Source organism: Microlunatus speluncae (assembly GCF_009299835.1).
Classification (GTDB): Bacteria; Actinomycetota; Actinomycetes; order Propionibacteriales; family Propionibacteriaceae; genus Microlunatus; species Microlunatus speluncae.
This window is the reverse complement of record NZ_VKCZ01000013.1, coordinates 74,325-94,965: the sequence shown is the minus strand read 5'-3', so window position 1 is coordinate 94,965 and position 20,641 is coordinate 74,325. Positions and strand designations below refer to the sequence as shown.

Sequence of the window (20,641 nt, the reverse complement as noted above, 5' to 3'; positions counted from 1 at the left end):
TGCTGCGGAAAGCGCTTCAACTTCTCGGCGGGCAAGTCTTGACATCGGTGCGGGCCGACTCACATCATACTGGTATGCCACCGGCATTCATTGAAAACGCATCCGGGTCCGATCATGATCAGTCGACCGGCCAGCCGCACGGCGTGTTCCCGCCGATCGTGCTGCCGCTGACCGAGGACGGGTCGCTCGACTCGGCCTCCCTGGAGCGCCTGGTCGGTCGTCTGGTCGGTGCGGGAGTCAGCGGGCTGTGGGTGAACGGCACCACGGGCGAGTTCTACGCGCTCGACGTCGAGGGTCGCGCCCGGGTGGTGCGGGAGTGCGTCAAGATCGTCGCCGGGTCGGTCCCGATCATCGCGCACGTCGGCGACACGGCGACCGGCCTCGCCCTTGATCACGCCCGGGCCGCCATCGACGCCGGCGCGGCCCGGCTGTCCGTGCTGGCGCCGTACTGCGCCGACTTCACCGAGGACGAGCTGAAGTCGCACTTCCGGGCGATCGCGCAGGTGGCCGGCGGTCCGGTCTTCGCGTACCACCTGCCGCGGCTCGCCGGGCCCGGCCTGAGCATCGCCGCGATCGTCGAGCTGGCCGGCGAGGGCGTCTTCGACGGCGGCAAGGACAGCAGTTCCGACCTGGTCTGGTTCCGGCAGTTGCTGAGCAGCGCGCGGCAGGCCGGCGTGACGTTCCACGGCTTCACCGGCGGTTCGGCGGTGCCCGATCTCGGCTATTTCGTCGGGGCTCGCGGCACGATGAGCTCGCTGGCCAATCTGGTCCCGGCCCACATCGTGGCGCAATATCGGGCCGCTCGTCGGGGCGATTGGGCCGCGGTCCGCGAGCTTCAGGAGGGCTCGAACGACCTGTTGCGCGGGCTGCGGCTGGCTCGGGCCTCGACGGCCTCGGCCACGGCCGCGATCTACAAGTACCTGCTGGTCCGCCGCGGCTGGATCGGCAGCGAGCAGTCCACCGCGCCGCTGTCCCGGCTCACCGACGACGAACGTCGGCAGCTGGACCTGAATGCCCTGCCGTTGATCGAGCACCTGGAGACTGCCGCGTCCGGTTAGCGGCCCCGGGACCGTCGCCGGTGACGGTCACCGAACACCCGAGTCACAAGGAGTCAACGATGTCTCAGACCACGAAGATCATGGACGGACCGGCCGGCTCGCCGCGACCGTTGGGCCGGCTGCCGCTGACCCGGCGGCTGCTGCTCAGGTCCGGGTCCGGTGTGATCGCCGGCGCCGCTCTGGCCGGATCGGCGCTCTCCGGGTGCAGTCTGCTGGAGACTGCGCCGGTGCAGCGCGACGGCAGCGGCAACGATCAGAGTCCCGATGCGCCGAAGGGCAAGGAGGCGCCGAGTCTGGCGGCGCAGGTCGAGGCCGGGAAGCTGCCGCCGGTGGCGGAGCGGATGCCGGCCAAGCCCCTGGTGGTGGAGCCGATCGAGAGCGTCGGCCGGTACGGCGGCACCTGGCAGTCGGCCATGATCACCCAGGAGGACGCCAGCTGGCTCGGCACCGCGATCGGCTACGAGCCGCTGGTGCGCTGGACCCGGGAGTGGACCGGCTCGGCCGGCACCGACGAGATCATCCCGAACGTCTGCGAGGCCTTCGAGGAGCTCGAAGGGGGCAAGGTCTTCGAGTTCACGCTGCGGCAGGGTTTGCGCTGGTCCGACGGTGAACCGTGCACGGCGGAGGACTTCCGCTACGCCTACGAGGACATCAGCATCTATCCGGAGATGCATCCCGGTGGCATCTACAGCCTCTGGCTCAGCCCGGACACCGAGCGGCCGGCCGAGTTGACCGTCGTCGACGAGACCAAGATCAGGTTCACCTTCACCGCGCCGAAGCCCGGCTTCCTGAACGAGATCGCGAGCGGCTTGGCGATGGTGCTGCCGAAGCACTACTTCCAGCAGTTCCATCCCAAGTACAACAAGGAGGTCGACAAGCTGGTCAAGGAGGCCCGGCTGAACGACTGGATCCAGCTGATGGAGAACAAGGCCGAGCCGTGGATGAACGCCGACGTGCCGACGCTCAACGCCTGGCGGTTGATCACTCCGCTGGGCGAGGGGACCTCGGTGATCGCGGAGCGTAATCCGTACTACTGGAAGACCGACCCCGACGGCAGTCAGCTGCCCTACATCGACAAGATCCAGTGCGAGGTGCTGCTCGATGTCGAGGTCGAGCTGCTCAAGATCGTCAACGGCGAGCTCGACCTGCAGATGCGCAATTTCGGCACGGTGCGGAACAAGCCCGTGGTCGCGCGTGGCCAGCAGGAGGGCGACTACCGGATGTTCACGGTCGGCGCGACCGGCACGAACACCATGGTGATCGGCTTCAACCAGACCCTCAAGGATCAGGCGAAGCGGGAACTCTACGCCAACAAGGATTTCCGGGTCGGGCTCTCGTACGCGATCAACCGGCAGCGGATCATCGACACCGTCTACGCCGGTCAGGGCAAGCCGTGGCAGGGCGCCCCGCTGGAGGGCGATCCGGTCTACGACGAGGAGTTCGGCACGCAGTACACCGAATACTCCGAAGCCAAGGCCAACGAGCACCTGGACGCGGCCGGACACACCGAGCGGGACGGCGACGGCTACCGCCTCGCCGACGGCAAGCGGATCATCATTCCGGTCGTGGTCAACTCGGCGATGCCCGATCACGTCGACGCCTTCGAGTTGATCAAGGAGGACTGGAAGGCGGTCGGCGTCGAGCTGCAGCAGCAGCGGGTGTCGGAGACCCTCTACTGGGAACGGGTGGAGGCCAACCAGGCCGAGTGCTCCAGCTGGACCGGCGGCGATTTCGAAATCCGCGCGACCCAGGGCTCGAACCACTACTTCCTGCCGACCAACCCGCGCGGCGCCTCCCGCTACGGCAACACCTGGGCGCTCTGGTATTCCACCGACGGCAAGGAGGGCGAGGAGCCGCCGGCCCCGGTGAAGAAGCAGTTGGAGCTGTTCGACCGGATGCGGACGACCTACGACGCGGAGGTGGCGACCAAGCTGGGCCAGGAGATCATCAGCCTGGCCAAGGACCTCTTCGTCTATGTCGGGATCTGCACGCCGCCGGAGCAGTACGGGATCGTCAAGAACACCATGAAGAACGTGCCCGAAGGAGTCCCCGGCTCGGTCGGCTACATGGCACCCGGCCCGAGCAATCCCGAGCACTTCTACTTCACGGCCTGACGCTGCCGAGGAGCCCATTCCATGCTGCGATACATCCTGCGACGAGTCGGGTTGATGATCATCACCCTGGCGGCGATCTCGTTCGCCACCTTCTGGATCATCAACCTGCCGCCCGGCGACTACGTCTCCACGCTGCAGGCGGCGGCCGAGACCCGAGGTGAGGAGATCAGCCAGGAACGGCTGGCCGCGCTGCGGGCCCGGTATGCGCTGAACGACCCGTTCATCGTGCAGTACTTCAACTGGATCGGAAACATCGTCTTCCACGGTGACTTCGGCGAATCGTTCGCCTGGAACCGGCCGGTGTCGACGCTGATCTGGGACCGGGTCGCGCTGTCGTTCTTCCTGTCGATCAGCACCATGCTGATGGTCTGGGCGATCGCCTTCCCGATCGGCATCTACTCCGCGGTCAAGCAGTATTCACCGGGCGACTACGCCGGCACGTTCTTCGGCTTCGTCGGGATGGCCGTGCCGGAGTTCATGCTGGCGCTGGTCTTCATGTATCTCGGGGTCCGTTACTGGGGGTCGAGCGTCGGCGGGCTCTTCTCACCCGAGTACGCCGACGCGGTCTGGAACCTGGGCAAGGTGATCGACCTCGCGTCACACCTCTGGCTGCCGATCCTGATCATCGGGATCTCCGGGACGGCCAGTCTGATCAGGGTGACCCGGGCGAATCTGCTGGACGAGTTGTACAAGCCGTACGTGATCACCGCCCGGGCCAAGGGCATGCCGGAGTGGAAGCTGCTGCTGAAGTATCCGGTGCGGATGTCGCTCAGCCCCTTCTTCAGCACGGTCGGCTGGCTGCTGCCCGGGCTGATCAGCGGCGAGACGATCATCTCGATCGTGCTCAGCCTGCCGACCACCGGCCCGCTGCTGTTCGGCGCGGTGGAGAGTCAGGACATGTATCTGGTCGGGAGTTTCGTGTTGATCTTGAGCGCGCTGACCGTGATCGGGACGCTGCTCAGCGACATCGCGCTGGCCTGGTGGGATCCGCGGATCCGGCACCGCTACGAAGGAGGTTGATCATGGCCGAGAACACCATCGAGGTGGCCGCCCGGACCGACCAGGCTCCCGACGGCGGCAGACCGGAGCAGGTCACCATCCGCGGCGGTACTGCCTCGCAGTGGCGGCTGATCTGGCGGAAGTTCCGCCGGCACAAGCTGGCCAAGATCGGCATCGTCGCGGTGATCTTCATCTACGCTGTGGTCGCCCTGGCCGAGTTCCTGTCGCCGACCACCACCGACGCGCAGAACGAGCAGTACGCCTACGCGCCGCCGCAGCAGCTGCACGCCTACCATCCCGATCACGGGTTGGGCCTGTACGTCTACGGCTACCGGATGCAACAGAACCCGGACACGTTCGAACGCACCTTCACCGTCGACGAGGCCAACCGGATCCCGGTCGGGCTGTTCGTCCGTGGCGCGGAGTATCGCTTCTGGGGCCTGATCCCGGGAGATGTGCACCTGATCGGCCCGACCGAGGCGGGTCAGCCGTTCTATCTCTGGGGCGCCGACCGGGCGGGCCGGGACATGCTCAGCCGGATCGTCTACGGGTCGCGGATCTCGCTGTCGATCGGCCTGGTCGGCGTCGCGGTGAGCTTCATCCTGGGACTGCTGCTGGGCGGCATCTCCGGCTACTACGGGGGCAAGCCGGACACGCTGATCCAGCGGGTGATCGAGTTCCTGATGGCGATCCCGACCCTGCCGCTGTGGCTGTCGCTGTCGGCCGCGGTGCCGTCGAGTTGGGGTCCGCTGACCCGCTACTTCGCGATCAGCGTGATCTTGTCGGTGATCGGCTGGACCGGGATGGCCCGGGTGATCAGGGGCCGGTTCCTGTCGCTGCGCGAGGAGGATTTCATCACCGCCGCCCGGCTGGACGGCTGCAGCCAGCCGCGGATCATCTTCCGGCACATGGTGCCGTCGTTCAGCAGCCACATGATCGCCTCGCTGACGATGAGTGTGCCGGCGATGATCTTGGGCGAGACGTCGCTGAGCTTCCTCGGGCTCGGCCTGCAGTCCCCGGCGGTGAGCTGGGGCGTGCTGTTGCAGGATGCGCAGAACATCCGGGCGATCGAGACCGCGCCCTGGCTGATGCTGCCCGGGGCGGCGATCTTCGTCACCGTCCTGTCCATGAACTTCGTCGGAGATGGATTGCGCGATGCTGCCGACCCGTACAAGTGAGACGCCGAGCGAGTCGCAGCCGGTGCTGCGGCTGCGCGGACTACGCACCCGGTTCCAACTGGAGGACGGCGTCGTCGACGCCGTCGAGGGGGTCGATCTCGAGATCGGCCGCGGTGAGACGCTGGCCGTGGTCGGTGAGTCGGGCTGCGGCAAGAGCGTGATGGCCCGCTCGGTGCTCGGCCTGGTCGATCGGCCGGGCAAGATCATGGGCGGCCAGGTGTGGGTGCCCGCGCCGCCGGCCGAGCCGGGCCCGGCAGCCCGTGGCTTCCGGGCCCGACGCGAACGGGCCCGGCAGGAGAAGGTGCTGCCGGACGCGCCGCCGGGCATGATCGATCTGGTCAGTGCCGCGCCGGACTTGGTCCGCGGCGTCCGCGGCAAGCGGATCGCGATGGTGTTCCAGGAACCGATGACGTCGCTGTCGATGATGCACACGATCGGCAACCAGATCATCGAGGCGATCCGGCTGCACGATCCGATGACCAAGGACGAGGCACGGCAGAAGGCGATCGACCTGCTCGGCCGGGTCGGCATCCCGGCGCCGGAGGAGCGGATCGATGCCTATCCGTTCCAGCTCAGCGGCGGCATGCGGCAGCGGTCCATGATCGCGATGGCGCTGTCCTGCGGCCCGGAGCTGCTGATCGCCGACGAGCCGACCACCGCGCTCGACGTCACCACCCAGGCGCAGATCCTGGAGCTGCTCACCTCGTTGCAGGACGAGTTCGAGATGTCGATCATGCTGATCACCCACGACCTCGGGGTCGCGGCCCAGCTGGCCGACCGGGTGGCAGTGATGTATCTGGGCCGGGTGGTGGAGCAGGGCGACCTGCGCCGGCTGTTCGCCGAGCCGCGGCATCCGTACACCCAGGCCCTGCTGCGGTCGGTGCCCAAGCTCGGCCGTGATCGCAACGTCCGCCTCGCACCGGTGCGCGGCATCGTGCCGCATCCCTACCATCGCCCCGCCGGCTGCCCGTTCCATGATCGCTGCGACTCCTTCATCCCGGGGCGCTGCGACACGGCGCTGCCGCCGGTGATCAGGACCGCCGACGATCACGAGGTGCGCTGCGTGCTCTATCAGGAGGACTCCGATGACCGTGATCGATGACCCGGACGTACGGACCGAGGCGACCCTGCTGGAGACCCGCGGACTGGCCATGCATTTCCCGATCCGCAAGGGGATGCTGGGCCGGACGGTCGGCCACGTCAAGGCCGTCGACGGGGTCGACCTGACGATCAGGGCCGGTCAGACCGTCGGCCTCGTGGGCGAGTCGGGCTGCGGCAAGAGCACGCTCGGCCGGTGCATCCTGCGGGCCAACACCCCGACCGCCGGAGTGATCAACTACCGCACAGCGGACGGGCGGGTGGTCGATCTGGCCGCGATGCGGGAACGGGAGCTGAAGCCGTACCGGCGGGAGATCCGGATGGTGTTCCAGGATCCGTTCTCCTCGCTCAATCCACGGTTCACGCTGAACCAGATCGTCGGCGAGGCGCTGCGGGTCAACCAGGTGGTGCCACCGGGCGAGATCGACGACCGGGTGGCGGCGCTGCTGCAACGGGTCGGCCTGCGGGCCGAATACCGGCACCGCTACCCGAACGCCTTCTCCGGCGGTGAGCGGCAGCGGGTCGGCATCGCCAGGGCCCTGGCGCTCGACCCGCGGCTGGTCGTCGCCGACGAGGCGGTGAGCGCGCTCGACGTCTCCGTCCGGGCCCAGATCCTCAACCTGCTCAGGGATCTGCAGGACGACAGCAACCTGACCTATCTGTTCATCTCCCATGATCTCGGCACCGTCGAATACATGGCCGACGAAGTGGTCGTGATGTATGTCGGCAAGGTCGTCGAGTCCGGTCCGACGACCGAGCTGTACGGCGCGCCGCTGCATCCGTACACCGAGGCCCTGCTCTCGGCCGTGCCGGATCCGGATCCCAACGCGGCCAAGCGACCCGAGCGGATCGTGCTGCGCGGCGAGGTCGCCGACCCGTCCAAGGTCCCGGCCGGCTGCCCCTTCCACCCGCGCTGCTTCTACGCCCAGGAACGCTGTCGGACCGAGGTCCCGGCCCTCCGCGAGATCCGCCCCGGCCGCCGCTCCGCCTGCCACTTCGCCGAGGAACTCGAGCTCCGCGGGATCGAAGGGGGAGTTTCATGATCGATGAGCCATGGCGATCCGGGTGATCGTTCCTGAGTTCGATGGAGTGGCGGTTTGGGTGTTCGTTCCCTGAGCTTGTCGAAGGGCAGGCCGGGTGTGTGCGCATCGGCTCCGAAGGCTCGATCGGGCCGGCCCTTCGACAGGCTCAGGGAACGGAACAAGAGAGGAAGGCGAACGATGGAACGCGATCCACGCTTCGACGGACGGCTGCGACCGGGCCCCGAGGGACTGACCGAGGCGTTGTTGCCGGTGCTGCATCCGGGCGACAGCCATGCGGCGACGCTGGCCGAGGCCGGCAACGGCGACCTGCTCTGCGCCTGGTTCAACGGGCCGGGGGAGGGGGAGCCGGGGACCAACATCGTGGTGTCCCGGTTGCCCGCCGGGACCGACAGCTGGACCGAGCCGGAGTTGATCGCCGCCGATCCGGAGCGGTCGGAGCAGAACCCGGTGTTGTTCGTCGCCCCGGACGGGGCGGTCTGGCTGCTGCACACCTCGAACGAACCCCATGATCAGAAGTCGGCGCACGTGCTGGCCCGGACCTCGGCCGATCATGGTCTGACCTGGTCCGAGCCGCGAGTCCTGTTCGCCGGACCGGGGTTCTTCCTGCGCAACCCGCCGCTGTTCCAGCCCGACGGGTCGTGGCTGCTGCCGTCCTACCTGTGCACCCCGGACGGGGAGCGCAGCCTGGTCGCGATCACCCGCGACGGCGGCGCGACGTGGACCGAGCACGATGTGCCGGAGAGCCTGGGCCGGGTGCAGCCGAGTGTGGTGCCGCGGTCCGACGGCAGCCTGCTGGCGCTGTTCCGCTCCCGGGCCGCGGACCGGATCTACGCGGCCTCCTCGGCCGACCTCGGGCTGACCTGGACCGTCCCGGAGCGGATCGAACTGGCCAACAACAACTCCGCCGTGCAGCAACTCCGGCTGGCCGACGGCCGGCTGCTGGTGATCTTCAACGATGCGTCGCTGGAGCGTGATCAGTTCCGTTGGGTCGGCGATCCGGAGCGGCCGCGGAAGAAGGCGGTCCGGACCCCGCTCACCCTCGCCCTGTCGGCGGACGACGGGGCGACCTGGCCGATCCGGCGCAACCTGCAGCTGGCCGATCTCGAATACCGCGACGCCCCGCTCGGCTACTCGTACCCGACGCTGCTGCATACCGCCGACGGCCGGGTGCACGCCGCGTATTCGTATCTGCGCAAGGCGATCAAGCACGTCAGCTTCGACCCCGACTGGGTGGCGGGTTGATGGTGGAGCAGGTCGAGCGGTGGGGGATCCTCGAGCTGACGCTGGCCGGTCCGGCCGACGGGAATCCGTTCGTCGACGTCGAGCTGACCGCCGAGTTCCAGTTCCGCAACCGGATCGTCGTGGTCGACGGCTTCTATGACGGCGATGGCAGCTACAAGATCAGGTTCTCGCCCGATCAGGAGGGCCGCTGGTGGTATCGCACGGCGAGCTCGGCCGCGGAGCTGACCGGCCTCACCGGCGAGTTCGAGGTGGGTCCGCCGGCGGCGGGGAACCACGGCCCGGTCCGGGTGGTCGGTGGCTGGCGGTTCGAGTACGCGGACGGGACCCGGCACGAGTCATACGGCACCACCTGTTATCACTGGACCCACACCGGCGACGAAGATCACGAACAGCGGACGCTGGCATCGCTGGCCGCGTCGCCCTTCAACAAGGTCAGGATGTGCCTGCTGCCGACCGCCGCGATGACCCCGCCCCGGCTCGCGTTCGTCGGGGACACGCCGGGGCAGCTCGATCCGGCCAGGTTCGATCCGGATTTCTTCGCCCACTTCGAGGCCCGGATCGCCGACCTGCTCCGGCTCGGGATCGAGGCCGATGTGATCATCTTCCACCCGTACGACAAGGGCCACTGGGGCGTCGACAACCTGACGCCGGAGCAGGACCGGTTCCTGGTCCGGTATGTGGTGGCACGGCTGGGAGCCTTCCGCAACGTGTGGTGGTCGATGTCGAACGAGTTCGACTTCAACCGGGCCAAGACCATGATCGATTGGGACCGGCTGCTGCAGTACCTGCAGCGGATCGATCCGTACCGGCGGCCGGCCTCGATCCACAACGGCACCGCCATGTTCGAGCACGCGTCGATCTACGACTTCGGCAAGCCGTGGACCACGCACCAGAGCATCCAGCACTGGGATGCCCGGCTGACCCGGGAGTGGCGGGAGCAGCATCCGAAGCCGGTGCTGCTGGACGAGCTCGGCTACGAGGGCGACATCGACCGGCGTTGGGGCAACCTGACCGGACAGACGATCACCCGGCGGTTCTGGGAGGGAATGACCGCCGGCGGCTTCGTCGGCCACGGCGAGTGCTTCGTCGACACCGATCACCGCTGGATCTCCAGCGGCGGCACCTTGATCGGCGAGAGCCCGGAGCGGATCGCCTTCCTGCGCCGGATCATCGATGAGGGACCGGCCGACTGGATCGCGGCTCGTGATCATGGATACCGGCTGGACTACTTCGGCGACCGGCGGCCGGACTACTACGAGCTCGACCTGGGCGAGGCCGAGCACCGGGTGGAGCTCATCGACACCTGGGCGATGACGATCGAGGCGCTGCCCGGCCGCTTCAGCGGACGCTGCCGGATCCCGCTCGGCCGGACCGAGCTGGCGGTACGGATCCGCCGCGTCGATCCGGTGACGGAGGGGGCCCGATGAGGGTCCGGCGCTGGGAGCTGGCCGAGCTCGACCTGTCCGGCACGGCCGCCGCTTCGGTGATCTTCAGCCTCGGCGCGAGGCGAGCGGTTGCGGACATGTTCCATCACGGTGACCGGACCCTGGCGCGGTTCGCGCCGGATCACGAGGGTGCTTGGACCTATGTCGTGATCGACGCCGCGGGCGCCTCGATCGACCAGGGCGTCCTCGACTGCGACCCGGCCGCCGCCGGTGATCATGGACCGGTCGAGGTCGACAGCACCCGGTTCCGGCACGCCGACGGGACCGCCCACGTTCCGTTGCCGACGACCGCGCTCTGGTGGCACCGGCAGCCGGAGCCGGTCCGGCAGCAGACCCTGGACGCCCTGCGGAGTTCGCCGATCACCGCGGTGCGGCAGTCCGTCCTGCCGCCCGACGAGACCGGGTGGCCGGACGACAGCGAGCTGGACCGGGTCGAGTGGGCGATCACCGCCCTGCACGAAGTCGGCCTGCAGGCCGAGCTGGTGATCTTCGGCGACGGTCGAGCACTGGATCGGCCCGGCTGGTCCGATCACCTGCGCGCGGTGGTCGCCCGGTTCGCCGCCTTCCGCAACGTCTCCTGGTGTCTGGCCACCGATGCCGACCGGTCCGGCATCGAACCGGCCCGCTGGGACGAGGCGCTGCGGCTGCTGGCCGAGCATGATCACGGGCACCGGCTCTGCACCGTGCACGCCGACCCCGGCTTCGACTTCGGCGACCGCCGGATCAGCCACTGCAGCGTCCGCACCGATCACGCCCGCTCCAGCTCGACCCTCAACGACAACTTCGCCAAACCGGTGATCATGGACGGAGCCGTCCTGGAGGGCGACGCCCCGGTCCTCTCGTTCCCTGAGCCGACGGCCACTTCGTTCCCTGAGCCTGTCGAAGGGCAGGTCAGATCGCGCCCGGTAGCCGTCGCGGGATCATCACCTTGCCCTTCGACTGGCTCAGGGAACGAACAGGCGGGTTGCCCCACCGGCTCAGGGCGCGGGGTTGGGCCTCGCCCTGAGCCGGTCGGGGATCCCGTCGGAAGCCTGACCGCGGAGGAGGTGGTGTTGCATGCCTGGGAAACGGCGGTCCGCGGTGGATTTGCGGCCCATGGGGAGTGGTTCCTGCCGAGGCATCCCGATCTTGGTCCCTGGTGGGCGAACGGCGGTGAGCTGCGCGGCGAATCGCTGCCCCGGTTGGCGTTCCTGCGACAGGTCCTGGCCGACGTCCCGGGCGATCCACGCTACCTGCGGCTGCGGCCGGACGCGTCGACGCTCGGCATCCCGGGGGAGTACTACTTGCAGTATCTCGGCGCCCACCGGTTCCGCAGTCGGTCGTTCGAGCTGCCGGACGGCGCGTACCGGGTCGAAGTGATCAACACCTGGGACCTGACGATCGAGGAGGTGCTGCGGTCCGACAGCGGACGCTTCACGGTGTCGCTGCCGCCGCGGCTCTATCACGCGATCCGCGTGACCCGATGCTGAGCCGGCTGGTCGCCGTCGATCCGGACCGGCCGGGGGTCGGGCTGCGGTTGCTCGGCGACGACGGCCCGGTCTGGGCCGGCGTGCTCGACGACGTCCTGTTCGTGTCGACCGGCCGCCCCTGGCGACGGCGTTGGCCCGGGCTGCGGCAGCAGCGGGTGATCATGGACCGGGAACGGATCGTGATCACCGCCGGGCTGGCTGAACTGGCGGTCGAGCTCACCTTCCGGGCCGAGCACGGTCGGCTGGCGCTCGACCTGAGCTGGACCAACAGCGGGACCACAGCCTTGGTGGACTGTGCGGTCGGCGTGCAACTGACCGTGGGGCCGCCGGGCTCACGGGTCACCATGCCGCAGGTGATCCAGCACGACAACCCGTCGGCCGATCCGGCCCGGACCGTGCCCCACGTCGGCCGCGGAGGGTTCGTCACGGGAGAGGACCGGCTGCCGATTCCGGCGGTGTGCGTGGAACCGACCGACTGCCGTTACGTCATGATCATCGGCCGCCCCGAGCCGACCGTCGACGAGACCGGACGCGTCGGCTACGACACCATCGGGGCCGAGTCGGGCACCCTGATCGCCGCCTCGGGCGTGATCATGTTCGACGGGGAATCCGATCTCGACTACGTGCACAAGGCGACGACCGCGCCCAACCCGCGGGGCTATCGCACCCTCGAGCCGGGCGCGGTGATCACCCGCAAGCTGCTGCTGGAGTGGGGCCGGCTGCCGGCACCCGGGCGTGGGTTCGTCGCATTGACCCGGGCCGGTCGGGAGCTGTGGCCGCCACCACCGGCCGACCCGGCCGGGCGGCGGGCCGCCATCGCGTTGAAGGCGGCGGCCCTGGATGCGCGCTGGTACGCCGACGGCCCGGTCGCCGGCTACCTCAAGTTCCCGGCCTGGGGCGAGCCGAGGAACCGGACCGGCCCCAAGCGCCGCCCGGATCGTGACTTCAGCTACGGCTGGACCGGGCAGTGCCTGCGGCTCGCCTGGTGTGACGCGATCCTCGGGCTGCGTGATCATCCGAGCGGCGTGGCTCCGGCGGAGCGGATCGATCGTTGCCGCCGAGTGATCGACTTCTACGTCGCCGAGTCGCCGGCCGCGGTGCCCGGCCTGCGCTACACCGGCTATGTCCACGACGACCGGAACTGGATCGGGGCGAGCCGGTTCGGCGCCGAGCTGATCTTCGCCCGAGCCCACGGGGAGAGCCTGTGCGACCTGGCCGATGTGATCCGGCTGTTCGGTGATCATGGTCTTTCGGTGCCGCGGTCCTGGAGTGACGCCGTGATCAGTGGTGCGGAGTTCGTCGGCGACCGCCTGGTCGGCGGGCTGGTCCCGCTCGGCTGGACGCCGGCCGGCGAGCCCGTACCGGCGACGCCGAGTGCCGCCGGCGTCCCGGCCGCGCACGCGGTGGCCGCCGCCTACCGGCTGAGCGGCCGGCCGGAGTTCCTCGATCGGGCCCGGGAGCTCGGCGACGCCTATCACGCGCTGCCCGGCCCGGCCTTCGATCGCCCGTACTCCCACGCCACCCTGGACGCGGCCTGCGAAGACAAGGAGGCCGGGCTCTACTGGCTGCGGTTCTGCCTCGAACTCTTCGACCTGACCGGCGACCGCTGCTATCTGGATCGGGCCACCGAGGCGACCGAATGGCTGCTGAGCTGGGTCTATCACTGGTCGCCGCGTTTCGACGTGGACAGCACGCTGGCCCGGCGCGGCTTCACGGCGGCCGGCTGGCCCGGGGTCAGCGTGCAGAACCATCACCTGGACGTGTTCTTCCCGACCTACGAGCTGTGGCGGCTCGGCGGGCTGACCGGTCATGATCATTTCCGGATCTGGGCCGAGGGGATCGACACGGCCCTGCGGCAGGGGATCTGCCGGCGTCCGGGCGACTGGGGCTTCGACGTCGTGGGGGAGCAGGGTGAGGCGTTCTTCGTCACCGACTGGCAGCAGCGGGGTGCGAGCAACACCTGGAACCCGTCCTGGGTGATCGCGCTGCCGTTGTGGAACGCGCTGCGGCTCGAGCAAGCTGATGGTGTCGGCGCCGGGCGCTAACGTGCTCTGATGGAGATCTCGAGCGTGGAGGCTCGGCGCATCGCCCTGGCCGCGCAAGGCTTCGGCCGGGCCCGACCGGTCCGGCCGACCCTCGACGGCGTCCGCAAGATCGCCCGCCGGGTGCTCGCGCTGCAACTCGACTCGGTCAACGTGCTGATCCGGTCCCATTACCTTCCGGTCTACTCGCGGCTCGGGCCGTACCCGCAGGATTCGCTCGACCGGCTCACCTATCGTCGGCACGAACTGTTCGAGTGCTGGAGCCACGCCTCCTGCCTGCTGCCGGTCGAGCTGTTCCCGCTGCTGCGGCACCGGATGATCATGATGCAGACCGGGCGCACCTACTCGCTGGGCGGGCCGGTGGCCGACCATGATCATGTGCGGGCGGTCTACGACGAGATCGCCGAGCGGGGCCCGCTGGCCGTCGGCGACCTGACCGAGGGAGGCGGCCGGACCGGGAAATGGTGGGGTTGGAGCAAGGGCAAGCAGGCGCTGGAGGCGCTGCTCGAGTGCGGCCAGCTCGCGGTCGCCGGGCGCCGCGGCTTCACGCGGGTTTACGACCTCGTCGAGCGGGTCGTTCCGCGGGAGTTCCTGGACGCGCCGGCCCCGCCCGCCGATGAGGCGCAGAAGGAACTGCTGCACCGTTCGGCACTGGCCGTCGGCATCAGCACCGGGCGGGGTCTGCGCGACTACCTCGGGCTGACCAGCTTCCGGATCCGGCAGCCGGACGGAAAGGTGATCAAGGTGCCGTTGCCGAGGCTGCTCGGCGAGCTCGTCGAGGAGGGCCAGCTCACTCGGGTCACCGTCGAAGGCTGGCGAGACCCCGGCTACGTCGTCCCCGGCGTCAGGCTGCCGCGCTCCCTGCGCGCGCGTGCCCTGCTGTCGCCGTTCGACTCCCTCCTCCGTGCTTCGGCGCAGCCGTGCTTCGGGTTCACCAACCCGATCGCGAAACAGCTGTACGTGCCGGCCGAGCAACGGGTCTACGGCTACTACGTGCTGCCGTTCCTGCTCGGTGACGACCTGGTCGGCCGGTGTGACCTGAAGGCCGATCGGGACCGCAGCACCCTGCTCGTCCAGAGCGCGTACGTCGAGCCGGGCCGCGACCCCGGCCACGTGGCGAGCGAACTCGCCGCCGAACTGGCCCTGCTGCGCGACTGGCTGCAACTCGACTCGATCAAGATCACCGGCCGCGGCAACCTCGCCGCCGCCCTCCGCCGGGCCGGCTAGGAGATCGAGTGCGCATCGACGAGCTGATCGTCTCCTCGTCGGTCGGGCTGCTGAAGAAGCCCGATATCGCACAGCTGCTGCCTCAGAGATAGACCGCTGCCTTTTCCTTGTATGACAGCGATTGTGGGTCATCTCGAGTATAATAGAACACATGTTCGAGTCGCTGGAGGCGAGAGTTGTCGGGTACGGGACCGACGACATCCTCAAGGCTGCCGGGGCGGCGGTGCGGGCCCGGGTCGAGGCGGAGAACGAGTTGCTGGCCTGGACCGCGGCGTGGGCCGACGCGAACTCGGCCGATTCGATCCATCCTGACGAACTGAAGTTGCTGGGTGGGCCGCGTGGAGTGCGGCCTGGCGGCGAAGGCACGCCCGAGGTCAATGATCTTGCTCTGGTCGAGTTGGCCGTCAAGATCAAGAAGGGCGAAACTTCCTGCACCAGGTTCGTGGGTGAGGTGCTGGACGTCCGGCACCGGCTTCCGCTGGTGTGGGAAAAGGTCATGCTGTGCGAGGTCGAGGGGTGGCAGGCTCGCAGCCTGGCCCGACTGACCCATCACCTGACCCAGGAGCAGGCTTTGCAGGTGGATTCCGACGTTGCAGGCCTGGCCGGCCTGGTCGGCTTCCAGAAACTGCAGAACCGGGCCGAGGCTTCGCTCGCACGGGTCGATGCCGAAGGGGTCGAGCGACGGGCGGCGGAGCGGAAGAGTCAGCTCGGCGTGTGGCTCTCGCAGACCAGTGATGAAGGTTTGAAAGCGATCTTCGGACGGCTCGAGCCTGCCGCTGCGATCCGGCTCTACGCCCGGATCCAGGAGATCGCCGACGCGCTTCCGGCCGACAGCGGCAGCGACGATGAGCGGCGAGCTGCCGCTCTGGCCTTGCTGGGCAACGAACTCGAGGCGACCCGGATTCTGGCGAAGCACCGCCAGCCCGACCTGTTCGGCGAGGAGTTCGCCGCGGCTGTCCAGCCGGTCGCGGACGAGGATCCCGGGGAGCCGGTCGAGGAGTCCGAGCTGCATCCTTCCCTGCGGGACGAGCCGGTCAAGATCATCGACGTCGAAGCGGCGATCTTCAAGGCGGCGATCGAGCACCTGGTGAAGACGTTGGACCCGGCCCGATTGGTCCCGACCTCGACCTTGGTCGTGCACCTCGCGGCGGAGTCGTTGGAGTCCGGTTTCGGGATCTGTCGGGTGCCCGGGATCGGGCCCACCACCCTGGGGGTGGTGCGCGACTGGCTCGGTCATGATCGGGTGAAGGTGGTCCCGGTGATCGATCTGAACGATCCGCCGGCACCGGTCGATGCCTACGAGATCCCGGACCGGCACAAACGCTACCTTCGCTACGCCCGACCGGGCAGCGCCTTCCCGTGGTCGACCGCAACGGGCGGGTTGGAGCTTGATCACTGCAGGCCGTACCGGGTGATGGATGAGGGCGGTCCGCCGGGCCAGACCGGCATCGAGAAGCTCGCCCCGTTGGCCAAGCGGGAGCACCGAGCGGTGACCCATGGCGGGTGGCAACGACGACAACCCGAGCCGGGGACGATGATCTTCCGATCACCGCACGGCGACTACCAGCTCACCAACTCTTCCGGCACTCATGATCTTGGGTCCGGGCCGTTCGCCCGCGCTATCTGGTGCGCGGCCGACGGTTCGAACAGTTGACCCCGGCGACCCGTCGGGCTTACCGTTCAGGCAGCGTGTGTGGGACGCGCTGTGACTCGCCTCAAGGCTGGAAGCCACCCTCACTTCGAAATCGAGCGGTCGTGCCGCCACTCTTCGGCCCGTGCGAGTCCGGGTGAGGAAGAGGTGTGCTGTGCGTGTGCTGCCGGACAATCCCCATCTCGATTTCCTGCGCCAAGAGGCCAAGGATCTCCTGGTCGCCCTGCGCGAATCCGAGCCGAGCGCATCCCTCGGAGACGCCCAACGGGCACTGGCCGTCGAGTACGGCTTCGCGGGCTGGTCGGCGTTGAAGACCGAAGTCGATCAACGTCGGCGGCAGCCACCGATCGCCCCGGACGAGCTGGTCGACGGGCTGGTCGAGGCGTTCGACCTGGGGCCGGTGACCGCGGTCCGGCCGGTGTCGTACAGCCCACTCGGCCGGCACTGGTCGGTGATCACGGACCGCGGTCGATGGCTGGCCGTGCCGGGCTATCCGTGGATGGGTGATCATCAGGCCGAGACCGGGGAACGGCTGCGGTCGGCGGCGGCGGAGGCCGGGGTCCGATCGCCGACCCCGCGACGATCCCGGTCCGGCCGGCTGGTCGAGACGATCGCCGGCGGACCCTGGCGGGTCAGCGAATGGCTCGAACAGGGGCCGGTGCCCAGCCTGCCGGCGCGGGCCGGCGTCGCGCGCGGGGTCGGGGTGATCGCCGGGGCGCTGCACGCGCTGGCGATTCCCAGCGAGGACCCGATCAATCCCTACCTGACCAGCCGCCGGCCCGACGCGGACTGGCAGGAACTGGTCCGGCGGGCCCGGACGGCGGGCCGGCCCTGGGCCGACGACCTGGCGGCCCTGCTGCCGACGGTCGCGGAGGTCGGCGTGCTCGGTGCCGCGGTGCCCACCGACGGGTTGTTGCTGTGCAACTGCAACCTGATTCCGGAGACGCTGCGGCTCGGTCCCGGCGACGAGCTGATCGTGCTCGAGTGGACCTTCGCCGGCTCGCACACCGCGGAGCAGGAGGTCGCCGGGCTGCTGGCCCATTGGGCCCTTCGACCTGCCCTCAACCCGGTCGTCGCGCGGGCGTTCGCCGACGGCTATCGGGAACGGGCCGGCACCTTTCCGCGGCTCACCCGGGAGTCGTTCGGCCTGGCGGTCAACAGCCAGCTGAACTGGGCCTACAACACCTTCTGTGAGGCGATCTCGCCGGCGGATCCGGACGCCGCCGACCTCGCCCGACGGGAGGTCCCGGAGCAGCTCCGGCGGCCGCTGACCCTGGAGCTGATCGATCAGCTGATCGCCGCCACCGGCTGACCACGCATCGGGGAACTCCCGGCCGGGTCTGACCGGTGGGGAATTCCCCGATGATCACGTCCGGGCCGGCGGGTCCTCGTAGAGCCAGTCCAGGGTGTCCGGCATGGTGTCGTCGTGAACCACCAGCCGCGGGGTGAGCGGCTGGTCGGCGGCCACCACGCCGGCGACGACGTAGGCGCCGCGGCCGAGGGCGAGGGTGTGCCGGCCGGCCTCGTAGCGGAAGGCGTGCACGTTGATCTTGGGCAGGAAGTCGACGCCGATCCCGTTGCGCAGCACGGGTTCCAGGCCGCCCCGGGCGTCGGCGTGGGTGTCGGTCTCCAGGTCGGGCAGCTGCAGCCAGACCGGCTCGGGGTCGCCGAAGTAGCCGATCAGGATGACGGCCGGTTCCGGCAGCGTGAGCTCGAGCGCGACCTGCCCGGCAAAGCCGGCGCGGCGCGGGATCCGGACCCCGGTCAGCCCGGCCAGCTCCTCGGCCAGCTGCCGGATGTTGCCGTCACTGTCGGCGAACACCGAGGTGCCCTTGCCGACCTCGAACCGTTCGGCGTCCGGGGTGTGCAGCTCGAACGGGGCCGGGCGGTACGGCTCCGGCGCGTCCGCCGCCGGGCGCAACGCGGCCGGCAGCTCGCCGCGGTCGAGCAACTCGACGGTGCGGCGGACATGATCGAGCTCGGCCTCGTACTCGGGCAGGCACTGCCGCCAGTGGCCGTACGCCGACCCGTCCCGAAATGGGATCCTCCGTTGCGGTGTCTGCATGCTGTTGGCGTAGTGGTACGTCCGGTCGGTCAACGCTGCCAGCTTCCGGTACGCCGCGACGCTGTCGCCGATCTTGTCGACCGCGATCTTGAGCCGGCCGACGTCGGAGTGATCACCGCGATGGGTCTCGCGGTAGCTCATGATGTCGACGGCGGCCGAGACCCGCAGTGCGTAGCACCGGGCCAACAGACCCAGCGCCTCGACGTCGGTGCGCAGCCGTGCATACTCGGCGGCGTTCGTGATCACAGCTGCGGCACCGCGGTCGATCGCCACCCGCGCCGCCGCGGCCAGCCGGAGCACGTCGGCGGTGACGTCGAACGGCGTCTCGCCCCGGTGCGGCTGCCCGGCCAGCTCCCGCTCGACGTACGTGTCGAGCCGTTCGCCCTGCGGTGCATGGGAATCCCACAGATCGGCCCAGGGCCGAAACCGGGCGGCGTTGGTCAGCTGGCTCATCGTCATGCCGAGGCTGAGCGTCTGCCGGTTGCCCTCGGTGATCCCGAACCGCCGCACCAGCTGCGGTGCGATCCGGCCCATCGCCTCGTACGCGTCCAGGGCGGCAGCCCCGGCCGCACGGTCGCCGAACTGCTCGGTCAGCCGGCCGATCCAGTGCTCCCGCTCCGCCTCCGGGTCGCGATCGGCCTGCCAGGCGTAGCGGTGCCAGGCCTCGTACCAGATCCAGTCCCGGTCCAGCTGGCGCAGCCGGGTGCCGTCCGCCAGCCGGTCCGGCGAGTGCGGCCATTCCCAGTAGAACAAGGGATACAGGTGCAGCCCGCCGGCGTCGAGCCGGTGCTTCATCGCCCGCACACAGCGCTGGATGAACGACACCGCGCCGTAGCGGAACGGCTCCAGGTTGGCCAGGATGTGCACGTTGACGATGTGCACGCTGCCGAGCGCGGCAAGGTGCCGGTGCTTCTCCTGCCAGGCACCCCGCGGGCTCCGGGTGGTCAACGACTCCCCGTTGTATTTGGCCTCGGTGAACAACCGCGGATACCGCGGCAGTGCCCGCTCCAGCACCGGTGCAAGATCAAGGGCGTGCGCTCGGACGATCACCGGCGGCGGATCGGCCGCCTCGCCACGTGATCGCCGGAGCGCCACCGCGTCGTCGACCGCGGCCAAGATCACGTCGGTGAACCACTCGGCGCCGTAGATGTCGCCCTGCAGCACCTCACCGAGGCAGACATACAACCCGACGCCGGTGTATTCGGCCGCGAAGGCGGTGATCGCCGCCCGGGTGTAGTCCGCCACCAGCGGCGTCGGCTTCGGCTGCCGCAACGGGATGCCGTGGTGCTCGGCGAACGGCAGCGGGATGTGGATGTTGTAGAACTTCAGCACCACCCAGATGCCACGCCGGTCCGCCTCGGTGGTGAGCCAGTGCAGCAGCGCGGCGTTCTGCTCCAGCTCGGCGTCGCTCACCTCCAGCGCCTCCGGGAAGTCGGGCAGCCGGACGAAGGAGGCGAACGGATGCCCGCTCCACAGATAGATCACGTTGGCCCGCTGGGCGCACAACGTGTCCAGCAGCTCGAGCCAGTGATCACGGTCGTAGAACCAGGGAAAGCGGTCCGGCGTGATCGGATATTCGTACGTCTGCCGCGGCGGCTCCAGCGTGGTCTTCTGCAAACCGATCGCCGGGCCGCGCAGCTCCAGATCCGGGTTCTCGCCGTGATCAAGATCGTCCGGCAGTCGGCCGTCGCGCCGGACCTGCCGGGCCAGCTCCTGGCAGCCGTACAACACGCCGGTGTCGTTACCGCCGGTGATCACGGTCAGTCCGCCGGGCAGCCCGGCCAGGTAGAACCCGTCCCCGGCCGGCTCCGGGGTCGTGTAGAGCAGCACATCATCGCGTTCCAGCGCGGCGATCTCGGCGTCGCCCCGGCCGCCGACCAAGATCACCCGCTGGTCTGTTCGTTCCCTGAGCCTGTCGAAGGGCAGGCCACGATGTGCAACGGATCGATCGGCCGATGAGGAGACAACAGCCTCGGTTCCTTGAGCACGGAGAGCAGCGGCGACCAGCTC

General features: G+C 69.1%; 14 protein-coding genes. 13 read left to right on the top strand and 1 reads right to left on the bottom strand.

The features are described from left to right. Nucleotides 1–74 precede the first annotated feature (74 nt). The 13 genes from FNH24_RS16630 (at nucleotide 75) to FNH24_RS16570 (ending at nucleotide 17,878) form a co-directional block, all read left to right on the top strand. Nucleotides 75–1,058, top strand: coding sequence for a dihydrodipicolinate synthase family protein (locus FNH24_RS16630; protein WP_161606163.1), 984 nt, complete (start codon nucleotides 75–77; stop codon nucleotides 1,056–1,058). Nucleotides 1,059–1,117: 59 nt separating this feature from the next. Next, nucleotides 1,118–3,172, top strand: a complete 2,055-nt coding sequence (locus tag FNH24_RS16625; RefSeq protein WP_152363333.1) for an ABC transporter substrate-binding protein — start codon at nucleotides 1,118–1,120, stop codon at nucleotides 3,170–3,172. A 21-nt stretch (nucleotides 3,173–3,193) separates the two neighbouring features. Next, a complete protein-coding gene (locus FNH24_RS16620; RefSeq protein WP_152363332.1) occupies nucleotides 3,194–4,192 on the top strand; it encodes an ABC transporter permease in 999 nt (332 codons plus the stop codon). Between the two features lie 2 nt (nucleotides 4,193–4,194). Then, nucleotides 4,195–5,349, top strand: coding sequence for an ABC transporter permease (locus FNH24_RS16615; RefSeq protein WP_152363331.1), 1,155 nt, complete (start codon nucleotides 4,195–4,197; stop codon nucleotides 5,347–5,349). Next, nucleotides 5,327–6,451: an ABC transporter ATP-binding protein gene (locus tag FNH24_RS16610; protein ID WP_152363330.1), complete on the top strand. Its 1,125-nt coding sequence runs from the start codon at nucleotides 5,327–5,329 to the stop codon at nucleotides 6,449–6,451. The genes FNH24_RS16615 and FNH24_RS16610 overlap by 23 nt, the downstream gene beginning before the upstream one ends. After that, nucleotides 6,435–7,490: an ABC transporter ATP-binding protein gene (locus FNH24_RS16605; protein ID WP_152363329.1), complete on the top strand. Its 1,056-nt coding sequence runs from the start codon at nucleotides 6,435–6,437 to the stop codon at nucleotides 7,488–7,490. The genes FNH24_RS16610 and FNH24_RS16605 overlap by 17 nt, the downstream gene beginning before the upstream one ends. A gap of 177 nt (nucleotides 7,491–7,667) precedes the next feature. Next, a complete protein-coding gene (locus tag FNH24_RS16600; RefSeq protein WP_152363328.1) occupies nucleotides 7,668–8,732 on the top strand; it encodes a sialidase family protein in 1,065 nt (354 codons plus the stop codon). Beyond that, a complete protein-coding gene (locus tag FNH24_RS16595) occupies nucleotides 8,732–10,159 on the top strand; it encodes a DUF5060 domain-containing protein (protein WP_152363327.1) in 1,428 nt (475 codons plus the stop codon). Before FNH24_RS16600 ends, FNH24_RS16595 begins: the two co-directional genes overlap by 1 nt. Beyond that, on the top strand, nucleotides 10,156–11,646 hold the full coding sequence (locus FNH24_RS16590; RefSeq protein WP_152363326.1) for a DUF5605 domain-containing protein: 1,491 nt from the start codon (nucleotides 10,156–10,158) through the stop codon (nucleotides 11,644–11,646). The genes FNH24_RS16595 and FNH24_RS16590 overlap by 4 nt, the downstream gene beginning before the upstream one ends. Beyond that, complete coding sequence (locus FNH24_RS16585; protein WP_152363325.1) at nucleotides 11,640–13,691, top strand: hypothetical protein; 2,052 nt, start codon at nucleotides 11,640–11,642, stop codon at nucleotides 13,689–13,691. Before FNH24_RS16590 ends, FNH24_RS16585 begins: the two co-directional genes overlap by 7 nt. A gap of 9 nt (nucleotides 13,692–13,700) precedes the next feature. Further along, nucleotides 13,701–14,915: a winged helix-turn-helix domain-containing protein gene (locus tag FNH24_RS16580; RefSeq protein ID WP_152363324.1), complete on the top strand. Its 1,215-nt coding sequence runs from the start codon at nucleotides 13,701–13,703 to the stop codon at nucleotides 14,913–14,915. Between the two features lie 151 nt (nucleotides 14,916–15,066). Continuing rightward, a complete protein-coding gene (locus FNH24_RS16575; RefSeq protein ID WP_152363323.1) occupies nucleotides 15,067–16,569 on the top strand; it encodes a DUF222 domain-containing protein in 1,503 nt (500 codons plus the stop codon). A 151-nt stretch (nucleotides 16,570–16,720) separates the two neighbouring features. Beyond that, nucleotides 16,721–17,878 carry an aminoglycoside phosphotransferase/kinase family protein gene (locus FNH24_RS16570; RefSeq protein WP_152363322.1) on the top strand — a complete coding sequence of 386 codons (1,158 nt, stop codon included), beginning with the start codon at nucleotides 16,721–16,723 and terminating at the stop codon, nucleotides 17,876–17,878. 54 nt (nucleotides 17,879–17,932) lie between these two features. Here the strand turns inward: FNH24_RS16570 and FNH24_RS16565 are convergent, their stop codons facing one another. Next, nucleotides 17,933–20,518, bottom strand: coding sequence for a hypothetical protein (locus FNH24_RS16565; RefSeq protein ID WP_246186934.1), 2,586 nt, complete (start codon nucleotides 20,516–20,518; stop codon nucleotides 17,933–17,935). Between the last annotated feature and the right edge of the window lie 123 nt (nucleotides 20,519–20,641).

Bases quoted from the DNA above. Each gene is read 5' to 3' on its own strand.
- FNH24_RS16575 (WP_152363323.1), top strand. From the start codon at position 15,067: ATGTTCGAGTCGCTGGAGGCGAGAGTTGTCGGGTACGGGACCGACGAC.
- FNH24_RS16630 (WP_161606163.1), top strand. From the start codon at position 75: ATGCCACCGGCATTCATTGAAAACGCATCCGGGTCCGATCATGATCAG.
- FNH24_RS16615 (WP_152363331.1), top strand. From the start codon at position 4,195: ATGGCCGAGAACACCATCGAGGTGGCCGCCCGGACCGACCAGGCTCCC.
- FNH24_RS16595 (WP_152363327.1), top strand. From the start codon at position 8,732: ATGGTGGAGCAGGTCGAGCGGTGGGGGATCCTCGAGCTGACGCTGGCC.
- FNH24_RS16585 (WP_152363325.1), top strand. From the start codon at position 11,640: ATGCTGAGCCGGCTGGTCGCCGTCGATCCGGACCGGCCGGGGGTCGGG.
- FNH24_RS16580 (WP_152363324.1), top strand. From the start codon at position 13,701: ATGGAGATCTCGAGCGTGGAGGCTCGGCGCATCGCCCTGGCCGCGCAA.
- FNH24_RS16610 (WP_152363330.1), top strand. From the start codon at position 5,327: ATGCTGCCGACCCGTACAAGTGAGACGCCGAGCGAGTCGCAGCCGGTG.
- FNH24_RS16625 (WP_152363333.1), top strand. From the start codon at position 1,118: ATGTCTCAGACCACGAAGATCATGGACGGACCGGCCGGCTCGCCGCGA.
- FNH24_RS16600 (WP_152363328.1), top strand. From the start codon at position 7,668: ATGGAACGCGATCCACGCTTCGACGGACGGCTGCGACCGGGCCCCGAG.
- FNH24_RS16620 (WP_152363332.1), top strand. From the start codon at position 3,194: ATGCTGCGATACATCCTGCGACGAGTCGGGTTGATGATCATCACCCTG.
- FNH24_RS16605 (WP_152363329.1), top strand. From the start codon at position 6,435: ATGACCGTGATCGATGACCCGGACGTACGGACCGAGGCGACCCTGCTG.
- FNH24_RS16590 (WP_152363326.1), top strand. From the start codon at position 10,156: ATGAGGGTCCGGCGCTGGGAGCTGGCCGAGCTCGACCTGTCCGGCACG.